The organism is Luteimonas sp. Soil_C_16 (genome assembly GCF_057657295.1).
Window position 1 is genome coordinate 316,004 of sequence record NZ_JBDGIS010000001.1, and the last position, 15,150, is coordinate 331,153.

The 15,150-nt window shown below is 70.1% G+C and carries 17 protein-coding genes; 1 reads left to right on the plus strand and 16 read right to left on the minus strand.

The window, feature by feature from the left end; all coding sequences use genetic code 11:
* Positions 1-5: 5 nt before the first annotated feature.
* Genes AC3A5T_RS01390 through AC3A5T_RS01410 form a run of 5 tightly spaced genes read right to left on the minus strand, consistent with a single transcriptional unit; the run spans position 6 to position 3,942 of the window.
* Positions 6-842, minus strand: coding sequence for a DUF72 domain-containing protein (locus AC3A5T_RS01390; RefSeq protein ID WP_487627024.1), 837 nt, complete (start codon positions 840-842; stop codon positions 6-8).
* 28 nt (positions 843-870) lie between these two features.
* Positions 871-1,224: a bleomycin resistance protein gene (locus tag AC3A5T_RS01395; protein ID WP_487627025.1), complete on the minus strand. Its 354-nt coding sequence runs from the start codon at positions 1,222-1,224 to the stop codon at positions 871-873.
* A gap of 18 nt (positions 1,225-1,242) precedes the next feature.
* Positions 1,243-2,271 carry an aminoglycoside phosphotransferase family protein gene (locus AC3A5T_RS01400; protein ID WP_487627026.1) on the minus strand — a complete coding sequence of 343 codons (1,029 nt, stop codon included), beginning with the start codon at positions 2,269-2,271 and terminating at the stop codon, positions 1,243-1,245.
* 50 nt (positions 2,272-2,321) lie between these two features.
* On the minus strand, positions 2,322-2,747 hold the full coding sequence (locus AC3A5T_RS01405; RefSeq protein WP_487627027.1) for a VanZ family protein: 426 nt from the start codon (positions 2,745-2,747) through the stop codon (positions 2,322-2,324).
* Between the two features lie 10 nt (positions 2,748-2,757).
* Positions 2,758-3,942, minus strand: coding sequence for a class I SAM-dependent methyltransferase (locus tag AC3A5T_RS01410; protein ID WP_487627028.1), 1,185 nt, complete (start codon positions 3,940-3,942; stop codon positions 2,758-2,760).
* Between the two features lie 237 nt (positions 3,943-4,179).
* Here AC3A5T_RS01410 and AC3A5T_RS01415 point away from each other — a divergent pair, with 237 nt between their 5' ends.
* Positions 4,180-4,911: a pteridine reductase gene (locus AC3A5T_RS01415; RefSeq protein WP_487627029.1), complete on the plus strand. Its 732-nt coding sequence runs from the start codon at positions 4,180-4,182 to the stop codon at positions 4,909-4,911.
* A gap of 43 nt (positions 4,912-4,954) precedes the next feature.
* Here the strand turns inward: AC3A5T_RS01415 and AC3A5T_RS01420 are convergent, their stop codons facing one another.
* The 11 genes from AC3A5T_RS01420 to tsaD all read right to left on the minus strand — a co-directional run bounded on the left by AC3A5T_RS01420 (position 4,955) and on the right by tsaD (position 15,089).
* Entirely contained in the window at positions 4,955-5,788 is an 834-nt protein-coding gene (locus tag AC3A5T_RS01420) for a DUF6159 family protein (RefSeq protein ID WP_487627030.1), read from the minus strand.
* A gap of 109 nt (positions 5,789-5,897) precedes the next feature.
* Positions 5,898-7,160: a glycosyltransferase gene (locus tag AC3A5T_RS01425; protein WP_487627031.1), complete on the minus strand. Its 1,263-nt coding sequence runs from the start codon at positions 7,158-7,160 to the stop codon at positions 5,898-5,900.
* Complete coding sequence (locus AC3A5T_RS01430) at positions 7,145-7,726, minus strand: hypothetical protein (RefSeq protein WP_487627032.1); 582 nt, start codon at positions 7,724-7,726, stop codon at positions 7,145-7,147. Before AC3A5T_RS01430 ends, AC3A5T_RS01425 begins: the two co-directional genes overlap by 16 nt.
* Positions 7,716-8,870, minus strand: a complete 1,155-nt coding sequence (locus AC3A5T_RS01435; protein ID WP_487627427.1) for a glycosyltransferase family 2 protein — start codon at positions 8,868-8,870, stop codon at positions 7,716-7,718. The genes AC3A5T_RS01430 and AC3A5T_RS01435 overlap by 11 nt, the downstream gene beginning before the upstream one ends.
* A complete protein-coding gene (locus tag AC3A5T_RS01440; RefSeq protein WP_487627033.1) occupies positions 8,867-9,829 on the minus strand; it encodes an NAD-dependent epimerase/dehydratase family protein in 963 nt (320 codons plus the stop codon). Before AC3A5T_RS01440 ends, AC3A5T_RS01435 begins: the two co-directional genes overlap by 4 nt.
* Complete coding sequence (locus AC3A5T_RS01445; protein WP_487627034.1) at positions 9,808-10,674, minus strand: MBL fold metallo-hydrolase; 867 nt, start codon at positions 10,672-10,674, stop codon at positions 9,808-9,810. The genes AC3A5T_RS01440 and AC3A5T_RS01445 overlap by 22 nt, the downstream gene beginning before the upstream one ends.
* A gap of 1 nt (position 10,675) precedes the next feature.
* The gene (locus tag AC3A5T_RS01450) at positions 10,676-11,680 is read right to left on the minus strand and encodes a 3-oxoacyl-[acyl-carrier-protein] synthase III C-terminal domain-containing protein (RefSeq protein ID WP_487627035.1); all 1,005 of its coding nucleotides are present in this window, start codon (positions 11,678-11,680) and stop codon (positions 10,676-10,678) included.
* Positions 11,680-12,183: a 2-amino-4-hydroxy-6-hydroxymethyldihydropteridine diphosphokinase gene (gene folK / locus AC3A5T_RS01455; RefSeq protein ID WP_487627036.1), complete on the minus strand. Its 504-nt coding sequence runs from the start codon at positions 12,181-12,183 to the stop codon at positions 11,680-11,682. Before folK ends, AC3A5T_RS01450 begins: the two co-directional genes overlap by 1 nt.
* A gap of 67 nt (positions 12,184-12,250) precedes the next feature.
* Complete coding sequence (locus AC3A5T_RS01460) at positions 12,251-13,573, minus strand: mechanosensitive ion channel family protein (protein ID WP_487627037.1); 1,323 nt, start codon at positions 13,571-13,573, stop codon at positions 12,251-12,253.
* A gap of 56 nt (positions 13,574-13,629) precedes the next feature.
* The gene (gene folB, locus AC3A5T_RS01465) at positions 13,630-13,986 is read right to left on the minus strand and encodes a dihydroneopterin aldolase (protein ID WP_232136250.1); all 357 of its coding nucleotides are present in this window, start codon (positions 13,984-13,986) and stop codon (positions 13,630-13,632) included.
* 68 nt (positions 13,987-14,054) lie between these two features.
* Positions 14,055-15,089: a tRNA (adenosine(37)-N6)-threonylcarbamoyltransferase complex transferase subunit TsaD gene (gene tsaD, locus AC3A5T_RS01470; RefSeq protein WP_487627038.1), complete on the minus strand. Its 1,035-nt coding sequence runs from the start codon at positions 15,087-15,089 to the stop codon at positions 14,055-14,057.
* Between the last annotated feature and the right edge of the window lie 61 nt (positions 15,090-15,150).

The window sequence follows — 15,150 nt, forward strand, 5'->3', positions numbered from 1 at the left end:
CTGAGTTACGCGACGGTCTGCAGCCGCTGCTGCAACGCCATCGCCGCGGCGGGGTTGCGTTCTTTTGCCGCCGAGATGAAGAACACGAAGGTGTCGCGCGGGGTGACCGGCGCGGCGTCGCGCGACCCGGCATACGGCAGGTCGGCCGGCGCTTCGCCCGCGGCCCACTGCAGCGCGCGCTTGGCCCAGGCATCGAGCTGCAGGCCCGGATATCCGGTGGCGCTGGTCTCGCGGCTCGCCATCAGGCGGGCGTAGACGAAATCGCCGGTGATGTCGGCGAAGGACGGGTAATCGTCGGAGTCGGTGAACACCGTCGCCACGCCGCGCGCGCGTGCGAGGCGCAGCCAGGCCTCGCTCTGGAACGAGGGATGCCGCACTTCGACCGCATGGCGCAGCGGCAGACCGTCGACGGCATCGGGCAGCAGGTCGAGGAAGGTTTCGACATCCTCGGCATCGAAACGCCGCTGCGGCGCGAACTGCCACAGAAGGGGCCCCAGATGATCACCGAGTTCGGCGATGCCGCCTTCGACGAAGCCCGCGATCTGCTTCGCGGTGCCGGCCAGCGCACGGGCGCCGACGATGTGGCGCGGCGCCTTGAGCGAGAACACGAAGCCCGTCGGCGTCTCGCTGCCCCACTTCGCATAGGTCGCCGGCTTCTGCGCGCCGTAGAAGGTGCCGTTGATCTCGATCGCGGTCAGCCGGCGGCTGGCATATTCGAGCTCGCGCTTCTGCACGAGACCCTTGGGATAGAAATTGTCGCGCCACGGCGCGAAGGTCCAGCCCCCGATGCCGGTGCGGATGCCGTGGACGGGCACGGGTGCGTCTGCGAACAGGTCGTCCATCGGAATCTCCTCGGGCCGTGCGGCACGATCAGTCAGGGTGCTGCGCGAACCGCAGGCGATTGTGGTCGGGATCGACGAGCACCATCTCACGCGTGCCCCAGTCCGTGTCCCAAGGCGCGGTCACGATCGGCACGCCGGCGGCGGCGAACGCGCGCGCGCAGGCGTCGACGTCGCGCACCTTGAAATACACCGCGCCACCGACCGCGCAATCGCCGGCATGCCCGCTGAGAAAGAGCGTCTGTCCCTCGCGCGTGAGCTGCGCGAACAGCGGCATCCCCGTGGCGAAGCGGTGTTCCCAGTCGACGGTGAAACCGAGCGCCGCGTAGAAGGCCAGGCTGCGCTCGGCGTCGGTCATGCGCAGCTGCGGGATCACGGTCTGCATGGCGATGTGTCCTTGGGGTCAGTCGGCGGCGAGTCGCGGGCGCACGTGGCGATCGAGCAACGCGCCCAGCGGCGCGAGCGCGGGATCGAGCGGCACCGCCGCGTCGAGGTAGGCGAGGAAACGCGGTGCGTCGGCGAGGTACTTCGGCTTGCCGTCGCGATGATGCAGGCGCGCGAAGATGCCCATGACCTTGAGGTGCCGCTGCACACCGGTCAGCGCGGCATCGTGGGCGAACTGCGCGAGCGCCGGCACCGGCAGACCGCTGGCTTGCGCACGCGCGTGGTAGCGCGCCAGCCACGCATCCGCCTGCGCGGCGGGCCAGCTGTGGAACGCGTCGCGCAGCAGGCAGGCCACGTCGTAGGCGACCGGCCCGGTCACCGCGTCCTGGAAATCCAGCACCGCGACGCCGCCTTCGACCGGCATCAGATTGCGCAGCATGAAGTCGCGATGCACCAGCACCTGGGTCTGCGCGAGCATCGCGCCGACCAGATGCGCCTGCACCGAGTCCCAATCGGCGCGCTCCGCGTCCGACAGGGTCACGCCGAGATGCCGGCCGAGGAACCAGTCGTCGAACAACGCGAGTTCGCGCCGCAGCATCGCCGCATCGAAGGCCGGCAGATCGTCCGGCGGCGTGATCGCCTGCAGCCGCAACAGCTGTTCGAACGCCGCATCCATCAACGCGTCGGCATCAAGCGAGTCCAGGGCCTGCAGGCAGGTCTCACCGCCGAGATCCTCGAGCAGCAGGAAACCGGACGCGACATCGCGCGCCCGCACGTGCGGCACGCGCACGCCGTGCAGTTCCAGCAGATCGCGGATGCGCAGCCACGGGCGCACGTCCTCCAGATCCGGCGGCGAATCCATGACGATGCGCGACAGCCCGTTCGCCTCGCCGCGCCAGTAGCTGCGGAAGCCGGCATCCATCGATGCGCGTTCGAGCGTCAGCGCGGCATCGCCGCTGGCCTCGCGGGCCCAGGCCAGCCGCGCATCAGCACGGGCGGCATCGTCGGCGGGCGCGGCGGACGCGTTGGCAGGCAGGACAGCGGACATGCGATGGACCAGGTCGGGGATAAGGGATTATCGGGGAATCGACGCCGCGCTCAGCGTCCGATCCCGTCGAGCCCGCGCGTGTCGAACTGCAGCAGCACGTCGCGGAACGGGGTGAGTCGCGTCGACAGGCCGACGATCACGCCCAGCGTGTTCGCCAGTGCATCGGCGGGATCCTGCATGCGCGTCTGGGTCAATGCGCCCTGCGCGTATTCCAGCCCGATGCCGAGCAGCACCAGGCCGATGCCGGCGCCGAGCAGCGCGGGCCAGCGCGCGTAGAGCTGCACCGCGGCGGCGGCCAGCGCGAAATAGGCGAGGAAGTGGCCGAGCTTGTCGCCATCGGGCACGTCCGGCATCGGCACCGACGGCGCCAGCGACAGCACCACGACGCCTGCGATCGCGGCGATCCACAGCCCGCCCCACAGCAGCGGACGCCGCAGCGGCTTGAACGAACGGCCGAAGCGCGGACGCCGGTTCACGAAAGCTGGCTCACAGACGGTGGCTCATGTCGCCGATCAGGAAGGCGTGGTCGAACTCGACATCCTTCGCGAATCCGATCGCCTGGAAAGCCTCGCCCATTTCGCCCGGCAGCGTGAGCCGCTTGGCCTGCTGGCGCAGCGTGTACCGGCCGGCCTCGTCCGTCGCCAGGGCCTCGTGCGCGGCCAGACGTTGCTCAAGACGATTGCCGAGCAGCAGCGAGGTCTGGTTGCAGTACCCGGCGAACTCGAAGCCGGCATGCGTGCCGGCTTCGGCCAGCGCGGTGAAATCGACCGACGCGGTCAGATCCTGCAAGCCCGGCAGCGCGAACACGTCGCCGGTGACCTGGTGGCGATGGAAGGCGCGCAGCGTGCCGGCGTCGCGATCGTCGCGGTAGAACTCGCGCCGCGCATAGCCGTAGTCGACGAACAGCATCGCGCCGCGGGTCAGCCCGCCGGCCACGGCCTGCACCCAGTACGGCAGCTGCGGCAGCAGTTCGGAACGGTAGCCATCGGGCAGCGGCCCGCCACGCTGGCGCTCGACGTGGCGCACCGCCGAACCGAGCAGCGCATCGGCCGGATGCACGGTGCGGCCGAAGCCGTCGCCGTCACGGGTCACGTATTCCTCGAACACCTCGCCCTCGCCAATCACGAAGCGCGGCGTCGGCAGCGCATCGACGACTTCGTTGGCGAAAAGCACGCCCTGCCAGTCGCCGGGCATCGGACCGTCGACCCACGCGACGCGCGCGAACAGATCGGCCGGCAGCCGCTGCTGCAGATGCGCACGCTGACGCTCACGCAGGTCCGCGCTGGGTTCGAGGATCGCGTAGCGCGCGGGCGTCGCATCCAGCGCCGCCAGATGCGCCAGCGCATCGCCGGCGAACGCACCGCTGCCGCCACCGATCTCGAAGAACTGCGCGTCCGCGCCGATCTCGCGCAGCACCGGCGCGAACGCCTCGGCGATGCATTCGGCGAACAGCGGCCCGAGTTCGGGCGCGGTGACGAAATCGCCGGCAGCGCCGAACTTCGCCGCGCCGGCGCTGTAATAGCCCAGACCCGGCGCGTACAGCGCCAGCTCCATGAATTTCCAGAACGGAATCGCGCCCCCGGCTTCGTCGATCTGGGTGTGGATCAGGGCGCGCAGACGCTCGCTGTGGGCGAGTGCGTCGTCGCTCGGGGCGTGGGGCTGGCTGGACATGCAGGAGTTCCGGAACAGTCGCGGATCAGGATACGCGAGGCCACCTGACGGCCTGCCGTCACGCGCGCGCTTTCGGCACGCAACAGTCGTCAGTGCACGATGCCGGTCGGTCGCGAGGCGTCTCCCCTCACCCAACCCCTCTCCCGGCGGGAGAGGGACTATGGCCGCCTCCGGCCGACGGGACTGCGACCGACCGGTGGCGTAAGGTGACCACCCGTCGCCACCGCATTTACAGGCATGTCCGCATCCGCTCCCGTCGTTCTCGTCACCGGCGCTGCCCGTCGCATCGGCGCGGCGATCGTGCGTCGCCTGCATGCAGATGGCTACGCGGTCGCCCTGCACTGCAACCGCTCGCGCGACGATGCCGATGCGCTGGCTGCCGAGCTGGAGGCGCAGCGGCCGGGCCGCGTGCACGTGCTGCAGGGCGATCTGGCCGACGCGGCCGTGCTGCCGACGCTGGTCGAGGACACCGTCGCGCATTTCGGGCGTCTCGATGCGCTGGTCAACAACGCCGCGGCGTTCGCGCCGACGGCGTTCGAGGCGACCGGCGCCGACGCCTTCGACGCGCTGATGGCGACCAATGCGCGCGCGCCGTTCCTGCTGGCGCAGGCCGCAGCCCCGCATCTGCGCGCGGCGCGCGGCGCGATCGTCAACATCGGCGATCTGTATGCGGAACGCCCGCGCGCCGATCTCGTCGCCTATGCGGCGTCGAAGGCTGCGCTGCTCGGCCTGACCCGCGGCCTCGCCGTCGCGCTGGCGCCGGAGGTGCGGGTCAATGCGGTGTCACCCGGCGCGATCCTGTGGCCGGAAGACGGCGCGGATACCGCGCGGCAGGCCCGCATCCTCGAGGCGACGCCGCTCGCGAGGCTGGGCCATGCGGACGAAATCGCCGACGCCGTCGCTTGGTTGCTGCGCGGCGGCTTCAGCACCGGCGAAGTGTTGCGGCTCGACGGCGGACGTTCGCTCTGAAACGACTGTAGACGCACCCGGGGGCGCTCCCGCAAGGCTGCACTCAGCGCTTCGGCTCGAACGCATGCGCGAGCTGCGCGCCCGAGAACCCGTCCGGCACTTCGTGCGACACGGCGTAGCGGTACAGCGCGGCCGAATAGATGCCGGTCAGCGCCGCCTGGTAGACGCCCAGCAGCAGCACGCCCAGCGCACACACCACGCCCACGCCGATGCCGAGCGGCACCGAGCTCTGCAGCGCGATGAAGGTCAGGCCGACGCCGATCATCGCGACCAGCGTGGTCAGCAGGCCAAAGGCCGCGCCGATGCCGACATTGCCGATCGCGTTCTCGCCCCAAGTGCGCTTGAGCAGGGTCACGCTCTGCTTGAGCGCGTCGATCGGGCCGATGTCGCGGCTGACCAGCACCGGCACCATGAGGAAGGTCGCCAGCGTCCATGCGACGCCGAGACCGCTGCCGATCAGCCGCACCAGGAAATTGTCTTCCTTGTGCTTGAGTGACTGCAGCAGCACGCCGACAGTCGCGGCGATCGCCGCGTAACCGAGGATCGCGGGTAGCCGGCGCTTCGCCGCGGACAGACCATCGGACAGCGTCGGATCGCCACCGTCGAGGCGGATCATCGCCGCGCCCACCAGCGCGCAGTTGAAGAACACGATCACCGCGTACTGGCAGAAGTAGAAGACGAACGCGAGCAGCAGGCCGGCGAAGCCGATGCCGTGCTCGAAGACGCGCAGCGCGAACAGCGGCAGCACGAAGGTCGCCAGCACCGCCAGCGTGGCCAGCCCCGACAGCATCGGGAACAGCATCAGCTCCTTGTCCGAACGCAGCACGGCCGCGCTCGCCTTCACCAGATCCCAGCTCCGCGACAGCTTGTCGAACATGTTCGGTCTCCCCTGTATGTACGCGACGCCGGCATGCGGGCGTCGACTGGATGGTCCCGCCCGACGGGCGCGATGCCCAGTGACAGAGGTCACCTTCTGCGCTCGGGCACTACCACGACGTGTCGTCGGCGACCTCTGTGACCAGGCGTGACCCCGCGGCCGCCGCGCGCACCGCCGCCTGCAGTGCGGGGAGGCCCGCGAACAGCGCCGGCTCGGCGAAGGCACGGCGCACGGCGGCCTCCAGGCCGGCCGGATCGCGCAGCCACAACGCCGCATGGGCGTGCTGCAGGCGCGCGGCGTGGTCGAACTGGTCGTAGTCCTGCGGGCAGACGATCGCCGGTCGCCCCGCCGCCAGGCACTGGTACAGGATGCCGGCGCCGCCGTGATGCACGACGAGATCGTAGCGGCCGATCCAGCGCGCGTAGTCGATGTAGGCCAGACGCTGGTGGTTGCCGGCGTGCGCGTGGTGATCCGCAGCGGCATCGCCGTCGGTGAAGTGGAATTCCACGTCGGGCATCGCCGCGGCCAGCGCGCGCAGACGCGCGTCGAAGCCGTCCTTGGCCCAGCGCAGATGCGTGCCCAGCGTCACCAGCACATGACGGCGGCTTTCGACGAAGCGCGGCGCCGGACGCGGCGCCAGCCAGGGCGTCTCCGTGCCGGACGCCGGCAACTGCGGGCCGACGAAACGCAGCGCCGCCGGCCAGGTGCGCGGAAACTCCAGCGCCTCGACGCCGAGCGCGAGGATGCGCTCGGGCGAGTAGACCGCCTCGCTGCCGTCGTCGCGGTAGAGCTGCGGCAGTCCGAGCGCGGTCATGCGCCGGCGATACGCGCGGTGCACGCCGCGTTTGAAGCCGCGCACCGCCAGCCGCGCCAGCGCGTGCTGGGTGCGCTGGCCTGCATGCGTGGCAGGCAACAGGCCGCCCATATAGGCCGGCGGTCCGTCGGGCGCTTCAAGCACGCAGGGCGACGGCAGGCTGGTCCACCAGCGGATGCCGAGCGACTGCGCAACCGCGCCGGCCGCCGGTACGGTGAAATCGGCAATGACCAGATCGGGTCGCGTCGCCGCATCCGCATACGTGACGCGCAGCGCCTGCGCGAAGCGCGCCATGACATCGAGCGCGGCGCGCAGTTGCCGGTGCATGCGCAGCGGATGGTTGCGCACGGCATGGCGCGGATCGGAAATCGCATCGAGCGTGTGTTCGGCGTCGGCATCGAGCAGCGGCACACCGACCAGACCCGCACGTGCGATCTGCGCCATCGCCGACGGCGTCGACAGCACGCGCACCGCGTGATGTGCAGTCAGCGAGCACGCCATCGCCAGCACGGGATGCAGATGCCCGCTGTAGGGCGGCGCGATCAGGTCGATGCGCATGGCATCGCCGCGATGAAGTCCTCGCACAGCCGCCGCACCTCGGGCTGGCGCAGGTAGTCCATGTGACCGCCGTCGACGCGGTGCACCGGCCCGCGCCAGCCGGCGCGCGAGATCCAGTCGCTGCGGCCCTGCACGCACAGCAGGCGGGCGACGTCCGGTGCCTGTCGCGCGACCGGACCATAGGCGAAGACGTGCAGGCGCGCGCGCAGCGAGGTGTCCAGGTGCAGATTCGCCAGCAGTTCGAGTCCGCAGCTGCCGGCAAGCAGCACGACGGCGCCGTCGCCTTCGAATGCGGCCGCCACCTGCGCGCGGTAGCGCCCCGCGAACGCCGGACGTCGCGCGGCGAGGTAGTCGCCGAAGTTGCGCCACGCCGCCAGCGGCAACGGCACGGCGACGTGGCCGGGCCGGGGCGCGGCATACGGAAAATTGCGATCGACGGTTGCGCGGCCCGGCGCACGCAGGGCGTCGAGAAAGCCCTGCTGCTGTGGACTCAGGCCACAGCGCGCCGGATCGCTGCGCCCGGTCAGGAACGCGATGCGAACCGGCGTGGCGGCGTCAGGCGACATGGAAGCTGCCATCGGCATGCACGCGATAGCGCCGGCTGCGCCAGCGCACTGTGCGCACGCAGACCGCGTGCAGCAGGTGCAGCGGCTGCAACAGCTCGCCCAGCAGCGACAGCAGCGGGCGTTGTGGCGCGAACACGCCGAGCCTGCGCTGCAGCCATGCGGGCACAGCCGCACGCAGCACGAGCACGCCGATCACGCAGAGGGCACCCGTCATCGTGGGCTGCACCGCCAGCGCGATGCCCGTCGCCCACAACAGCAGCGGCGGCAGACCATGCAGCAGCGTGATCATCACGCGCATCCGCATCGGCTGGCGTCGCAGCAGCAGGGTCGCGAACAGCATCCAGCGATGCATCTGGCGCAGGTAGTGCGCCGGGCCATCGATGCTGGTCCGCACGCGCACCGGCGCGATGGTCTGGGCGATGCGGCCGCCGTGCGCGCGCACCTGATCCGCCATCGCCAGATCGTCGGCCAGTGCGTGCAGCAGCGGCGCGAATCCGCCCAGCGCGCGCAGGCGCTCCGTGCGCAGCGCGTAGCACATGCCATTGATCGAGACCGGCGGCGCCCAGGTCAGCGGCGCGAGATAGGTCAGCGCCGCGTTGTCGTTGACGAACTGCGCCAGCAGTCGACCCGGCAGGCGTTCGCCATCGTCGACGTAGCCGGGCAGCGCCGTCGCGATGTCGGCGGTGCCGAGTGCCGCGACCAGACGCGCGAGTGCGTCGGCCGACAAGGTGGCGTCGTCGTCGAGCACCAGGCATACGGGCGCTTCGATCGCTGCGAGCGCGCGGTCGAGCTTGAAGCTCTTGGGATTCATGCCGTCGGGCGCCGGCGGATTCACGTGCACCACGATGCCGGTGTCCGGATGCCCCGCCTGCAACGCTGCGACCACCGACTGCGCGTGCGTGTCGCCGTCATCGATCAGCCAGTGGAAGCGCGCATCAGGCAGTGCATCGAGCGTCCCGCCCAGTACGTCGATCAGCCGCGGATCGCCTCCGAGGATCGGCTGCAACACCGCAATCTCGTGCATCGCGAATGCGGCATCCGCGCGCGGCAACGCTGCCTGCCGGCGGATCTCCCGCGATGCGCAGAGCGCGCGCAAGGCCAACACTGCGCCGTACGCGCAAGCGAGTGCCGCGGCGAGGCTCAGGCCGCCCACTGTGCCCGCTGCGAGGCGATGAAGTCTTCGATACCGGTGTCGATCGACACGCTCGGCGGGCCGAGGTCGGCGAGCATGCGCGCCGGATCGAAGGTCTTCGAATACGCGAACACGCCGACGCCGAAGCGTGTCAGCGGCGGCTCGCCGCGCAGTCGAAGACCGCGCCACAGCCACTCGGCGACGGTCGCCATGCGCAAGGCAGTGCCGATGCGCACGCGGCGAGTCGGCGCGGGCAGCTCCAGACGCGCCAGCACGTCGAGCAGCAGGGCCTGGATGTCGACCGGCTGCGCGTTGGTCAGGTTGTAACTGTCGGCCGGGCCATCCATCGTCGCGACGCGCAGCAGGTAGTCCGACAGCGTGTCGATCTGGATCAGGTCGCCGACCACGGGTCGGTCCTGTCCGGTGAACAGCGGCAACGCGCCGCGGCGCGCGGCTTCGAGGATGCGCGGAAACAGCACCGTGTCGCCGACACCGAACACCGCACGCGGCCGCACGATCACGTGTTGGCCCGAATACTCGCGCACCAGCTGTTCGCCGGCGTATTTGGTTTCGGCATACGTGTTGACGAACGTCGGCCCGACCGGGCTGTTCTCGCGCAGGTCGAACTGGTGCGCCTCGCGATAGAACACCGAACTCGACGACAGATATACCAGGCGCGGATGGCCGTTGCGACGGCAGAAGTCGATGACGTGCCGCGTCGCGTCGACGTTCTGCGCGATGTACTCAGCATGCGTGCCCCAGGGCGACGAGCGTGCGGCGGCATGGATGACGACGTCGGGCCGCACCGGCAGATCGAAGGGCTGGCTGAGATCGCAGCGGATGTAGTCCGGCAGGTCGGTTGCGCGACGCCCGGTGCCGACGAGCTGCAGATCGGCGCGCTCCGCATGACGGCGCAGGAACGCGCCGCCGACGAAGCCGGATGCACCGGTCACGAGAATGCGCATGCGCACCCTCCAAGTGTCGCCGCGCGATACATGTCGAGACTGGCCTGGCAATGCGACGGCAGGATCGCGACATCGGGCGCGGCGAGCGTGAGTGTGTGCAGCCGTTCGACGGTGCGCACGTAGGCCGCCCAGTCGTGGGTTACCAGCCGCGCAGGCCAGGTCGGCAGGCGCCGCTCGCGGAAGGTCAGATGCGACCAGCAGGCATCGGCGCACAGCAGCACCGCGCGGTCCTGCGCATCGCGCAGGCACAGGCCCATCTGCCGCGGCGCGTGGCCCGGCATCGGCACCGCGAACAGGCTGCCGTCGCCGAACAGGTCGACGCCCTCGCCGAGCGTCTCCCAGGGCGCCGGCAGCGCGCGTGCGACGCCATCGCCTGCGTAGCGCACGCGCGCATCGAAACCGGTCGGCAGCAAGGCGGGCAGCCAGCCGTTGCGCAGTCCGCGCACGCGCGACATCGCGCGCATCGACTCCAGATCCTCGCGCATGCAGACGAAGCGCGCGTTCGGCAGATCACGCAGGCCGGCGATGTGGTCGGCGTGGAAATGCGAGACCAGGCACCAGAGGATATCGGCCGGTCGCAGGCCATGCGCGGCGAGCTGCACCTCGAGCCGCTGCGCCTGCGGAAGCTCGACCGGCGTCGCCCAGCGGTACAGGCGCTCCGGGAATCCAGCGGTCGCGTCCATGAAATGCGGCGCGTAGCCGGTGTCGTAGAGGATCGCGCCTTCGGTGGGATGCACGATCAGCGCGACCATCGACGGGAACGTCACGTTGCCCCAGCGCCCACCCGCCAGCGTGACGCGCTCGCAGTGGCGGCACTGGCCGACGTCGAACAGGGTCAGCTCGACGCGCACGTCAGTACCGCAGCACTGCGCCGCCGACCGACAGGCCGGCGCCGGTGCCCAGCAGCAGGCAGATCTGACCGCGCTGCAGGCGGCCGCCGTCGATCGCGTGGTGCAGCGCGTGCGGCAGCGAGGCCGCGACCTGGTTGCCGTGTGCGCCGAGGATGCGCACCGTGCGCGCTTCCGGCAGACGCAGCGCCTGCACCATGCGGTCGAGACCACCGCCCGAAGCCTGATGCGGGACGATGCAGTCGAGCGCGTCAATCGTGAGACCGGCCGATTCGAGCAGGCGCGTCAGCAGGCGCGGCAGACGCCGGCCGGCCATGCGGAACGTCGCCGGGCCGTCCATTTCGAATCGGTAGGCATCGCGGTCGTCATTGCGCGGATCGCCCGGCGCGATGTGCGTGCCGCCGCCGCGGATACGGCAGGCATCCGCTCCGTCGGCGAAGGTCTCCATGCGCCAGGCCAGCAGTGCCGAGTTCTCATCAGGCGCCGCGGCACCGAGCACGACCGCCGCGGCGCCGTCGCCGAACAACGGCGCCGTGACCGGATCGTCGGCGCGCAGGCCGCGCGACGGCACTTCGCTGGCGACGACGAGCACGCGCCGGTAGCGGCCGGCCGCGATCGATGCAGCGATCAGATCCAGCGCGACCAGAAAGCCGAGACAGGTCGCGTTGATGTCGAAGGCCGGAATGCCCGAGCTTCCAAGACCCAGCGCGCGTTGTACCAGCGCGGCCTGACAGGGAATCGGCTGCTCCATGACCGCGCAGGTCGAGACAATCGCATCGAGCGCGCTGCCGTCGATGCCTGCCCCCCGCAGCGCCGCGTCGGCAGCGCGGGCGGCCATCCACGATGCGGTGTCGTCATCGCCCGCGACGCCGCGCATCGCAACACCCGTCGCGGCTTCGCTGCTGCCCGGCGCGAGGCCCAGGCGCGTATCGAACACCGTCGACGCCACGCGCTGCGCCGGGTGGTGGCAGCCGGTGCCGAGGATGCGCAGGCCCGCAGGCGCGTCCATCAGCCGGGCGCGTCCGCGTCGAGTCCGTCCACGCGGTCGAACACCGTGTCGCGATCCGCATGCGCGTCCCACAGCTGCACGAGCGGCGCGCCGTCGACGGGATGGGGCCAGTCGGGCGCGATCTCCGCCGCGGGTCGCAGCACGAATGCATGGCGCAATTCGTCACGCGGGATGCGGAGATTGCCGGCGCCGCTCAGCACCGCGTCGTCGAACAACACGATGTCGATGTCGAGCGTGCGGTCGCTGTAACGCGGACCACTGCGATCGCGGCCGTGCGCGTCTTCGAGTGCGTGCAGCCAGTCGTTCAACGCGGCCGGCGTGAGATCGGTGCGCACCGTCGCCGCGGCATTGAGGAAATCCGGGCCCGTGTAGCCGACCGCCGGGAAGCGGTAGACCGCCGAGACCACCACTTCGTCGAAGCGCGCCCGCAACGCGGCGATCGCCGCGCGCAGATGGGTCTCGGGATCGACATTGCTGCCGAGGCTGAGCAGGGCGATGGGCATGGCGCGCTCCGGTGGGGGCGCCATGATCGCCGATTGCCCCGCGTCCGCGCGAGGCGTAGCGCGTGACTCAGCCGGCTTCGGGCGCAGGCAGCGGCGGTGCGGCGCGGGGCCGCGGGCCACGCGTGTGCGCTGGATCGACCGCGTCGTCGAGCCGGCGCAGATTGACGTCGATCGGCGCGTCGCTGTGCGCCTGGAACACGCGCAGGTCGAACTCCGGCAGGATCGCCAGCATGTGGTCAAAGATGTCCGACTGGATGCCTTCGTAGACACCCCACGCGGTGCTCGACGTGAACGCCCAGATCTCCAGCGGCAGACCCATCTCGGTGGGCTGGTGCTGGCGCACGAGCATCGTCAGGTCCTGGTTGATGCCGGGATGGTTGCGCAGGTAATGCTCGATGTAGGCGCGGAACGTACCCAGATTGGTGACGCGCCGATGGTTGACCGGCTCGGCCCCCTCCGCGGCCAGGCGCGCGTTCCATTCCTGCAGCTCCTGCTCCTTGCGGTCGAGATAGCCGTCGAGCAGGCTGAAACGGCGGAAATGTTCGATCTCCGCCGGTTCCAGGAACCGCACGCTGCGCTGGTCGAGATGCAGCACGCGCTTGATCCGGCGGCCGCCGCCTTCGGACATGTGCCGCCAGTTCTTGAACGAGTCGCTGACCAGCTTCTTGGTCGGCACCGTGGTGACGGTGCGGTCCCAGTTGCGCACGGTGATCGTATGCAGCGCGATGTCGATGACGTCGCCATCGGCGTTCTGGCCCGGCATCTCGATCCAGTCACCGAGGCGCACGCGGCCGTCGTTGCTGATCTGCACGCTGGCGACCAGCGACAGGATGGTGTCCTGGAAGATCAGCATCAGCACCGCGGTCATCGCGCCGAGGCCGGTGACGATGTGCAGGAACTCCGCACCGATCAGCGTCGCGACGACGGAGATGCCGACCAGCACGAACATGATGATCTTCGCGACCTGGAAGTAGCCCTTGATCGGCTTGTTCTGCGCGTCGGGGCGGCGCTCGTAATTGTGGTTGATCGCGTCCAGGGCCTTCGAGATCGCCAGTGCGATGGTCACCACCACGAACACCTGGCACAGCGCCTTGACCACGGTCACCAGCTGCGGCGGCAGGTCGGGCACGATCGAGATGCCGGCCGAGATCACCAGCGCCGGCACCACGTTGGCCAGGCGCGGAATCACCCGCAGCCGCACTTCCTGGTCGTGCTGCGCACCGCCGAGCGGCGACTTCATCAGCAGCTGCCGGAGTCCCCGCAGCAGCACATGCTTGGTGACGAAATTCGCGATCCACGCCAGCAGCAGCAACGTGCACAACACCGTGACGGTATAGGCCCAGGGATACGGCGCAAGGACGTCGCGGAGGCGTTCGAGTTGTGTCTGCATCGTGCGGGGATCTCCGGGTCGCGCGCCACGCAGGCGCTACGCCAGCCCGCGTTGCATCAGGTCTGGCGCGTACGTTCGATATGGACGCCGACCGCGCGCGCACCACGCACCGCACCCGGCTTGCTGAGCTTCAATCGTACCCAATCGACCTTGAACTCCTCGATCACAATCGCCGCGCAGCGCTCGGCGAGCGTCTCGACCAGACCGAATTCCGACGCCGACACGTAGTCGATCAGCCGCTTGCTGACAGCCTTGTAGTTCAACGTGTCGTGGATGTCGTCGCTGGCCGCCGGCACGCGGTTGTCGAACGCCATCTCGACATCGAACACCAGCGGCTGGCGGATGCGCCGTTCCCAGTCGTAGATGCCGATCAGCGCCTCGATCTCGAGGCCTTCGATGAAGACTTTGTCCATGGCGGCGGTTGCGTGCGGCGGAAAGTCCGCAGCTTAGCGGCAGCGATGCGGTGACGTCGCGTGGCCGATCAAGCTGCGGCGAGCGGCGGCAACGTCGCCATGTCCCAGCGCGGCACCACGTGCACCGCGGCATCGCCGTGCTGGCCGGCTTCGAGGCGCAGCGCGCCGGCGAACGCAATCATCGCGCCGTTGTCCGTGCACAACGCCGGACGCGGGAAGCACACGCGACCACCGCGACGCTGCGCGTCGCTCCGCAGCTTCTCGCGCAACCGCGTGTTCGCGCCCACGCCGCCGGCGACGATCAGTGTGTCGAAGCCCGTGGCATCCAGCGCGCGTGCGCATTTGATCGCCAGCGTGTCGACCACCGCGTCTTCGAAACCGCGGGCGATGTCGGCCTTCGTCGTGTCGGCCTGGTCGCTGCCCTGCCAGGCCAGCAGCACCTGGGTCTTGAGCCCGCTGAAGCTGAAATCCAGACCCGGTCGGGTGGTCATCGGCCGCGGGAACCTGAAAACACCGGGCGTGCCGTGTTCCGCCAGCGCCGCCAGCTGCGGGCCGCCCGGATACGGCAGGCCCATCATCTTCGCGGTCTTGTCGAAGGCTTCGCCCGCGGCGTCGTCGAGCGTCTCGCCGAGCAGGCGGTAGCGGCCGATCGCATCGACCGCGACCAGCTGCGTGTGTCCGCCCGACACCAGCAGCGCGACGAAGGGCGCGGCCGGCGGATCGTCTTCCATCAGCGGCGCCAGCAGATGGCCTTCCATGTGATGCACGCCGATCGCCGGCACGTCGAGGCCCCAAGCCAGCGCGCGCGCGACGCCGGCGCCGACCAGCAGCGCGCCCACCAGGCCCGGACCGGCGGTATAGGCCACGCCGTCGATGTCGCCGGTCGACAGCCCCGCCTCGTCCAGCGTCTGCCGCACCAGCGGCAGCAGCTTGCGCACGTGGTCGCGGCTGGCGAGCTCGGGCACCACGCCGCCGTACTCGGCGTGCAGTGCGATCTGGCTGTAGACCGCATGCGCGCGCAGACCGCCGGCGCCGCCGATCGCGGTGTCGTACACGGCGACACCGGTTTCGTCGCAGGAGGTTTCGATGCCGAGGACTTTCATCGGGGGGACTGCCTTCGAAGCGGAACGGAAGGCCGCGCCGGGCGCGGCGGCCCCACGGCTT

Coding starts and splice junctions, on each gene's coding strand:
- AC3A5T_RS01390 (WP_487627024.1), bottom strand. CDS start 842: ATGGACGACCTGTTCGCAGACGCACCCGTGCCCGTCCACGGCATCCGC.
- AC3A5T_RS01395 (WP_487627025.1), bottom strand. CDS start 1,224: ATGCAGACCGTGATCCCGCAGCTGCGCATGACCGACGCCGAGCGCAGC.
- AC3A5T_RS01400 (WP_487627026.1), bottom strand. CDS start 2,271: ATGTCCGCTGTCCTGCCTGCCAACGCGTCCGCCGCGCCCGCCGACGAT.
- AC3A5T_RS01410 (WP_487627028.1), bottom strand. CDS start 3,942: ATGTCCAGCCAGCCCCACGCCCCGAGCGACGACGCACTCGCCCACAGC.
- AC3A5T_RS01415 (WP_487627029.1), top strand. CDS start 4,180: ATGTCCGCATCCGCTCCCGTCGTTCTCGTCACCGGCGCTGCCCGTCGC.
- AC3A5T_RS01420 (WP_487627030.1), bottom strand. CDS start 5,788: ATGTTCGACAAGCTGTCGCGGAGCTGGGATCTGGTGAAGGCGAGCGCG.
- AC3A5T_RS01425 (WP_487627031.1), bottom strand. CDS start 7,160: ATGCGCATCGACCTGATCGCGCCGCCCTACAGCGGGCATCTGCATCCC.
- AC3A5T_RS01430 (WP_487627032.1), bottom strand. CDS start 7,726: ATGTCGCCTGACGCCGCCACGCCGGTTCGCATCGCGTTCCTGACCGGG.
- AC3A5T_RS01450 (WP_487627035.1), bottom strand. CDS start 11,680: ATGGACGCGCCTGCGGGCCTGCGCATCCTCGGCACCGGCTGCCACCAC.
- folK (WP_487627036.1), bottom strand. CDS start 12,183: ATGCCCATCGCCCTGCTCAGCCTCGGCAGCAATGTCGATCCCGAGACC.
- AC3A5T_RS01460 (WP_487627037.1), bottom strand. CDS start 13,573: ATGCAGACACAACTCGAACGCCTCCGCGACGTCCTTGCGCCGTATCCC.
- folB (WP_232136250.1), bottom strand. CDS start 13,986: ATGGACAAAGTCTTCATCGAAGGCCTCGAGATCGAGGCGCTGATCGGC.
- tsaD (WP_487627038.1), bottom strand. CDS start 15,089: ATGAAAGTCCTCGGCATCGAAACCTCCTGCGACGAAACCGGTGTCGCC.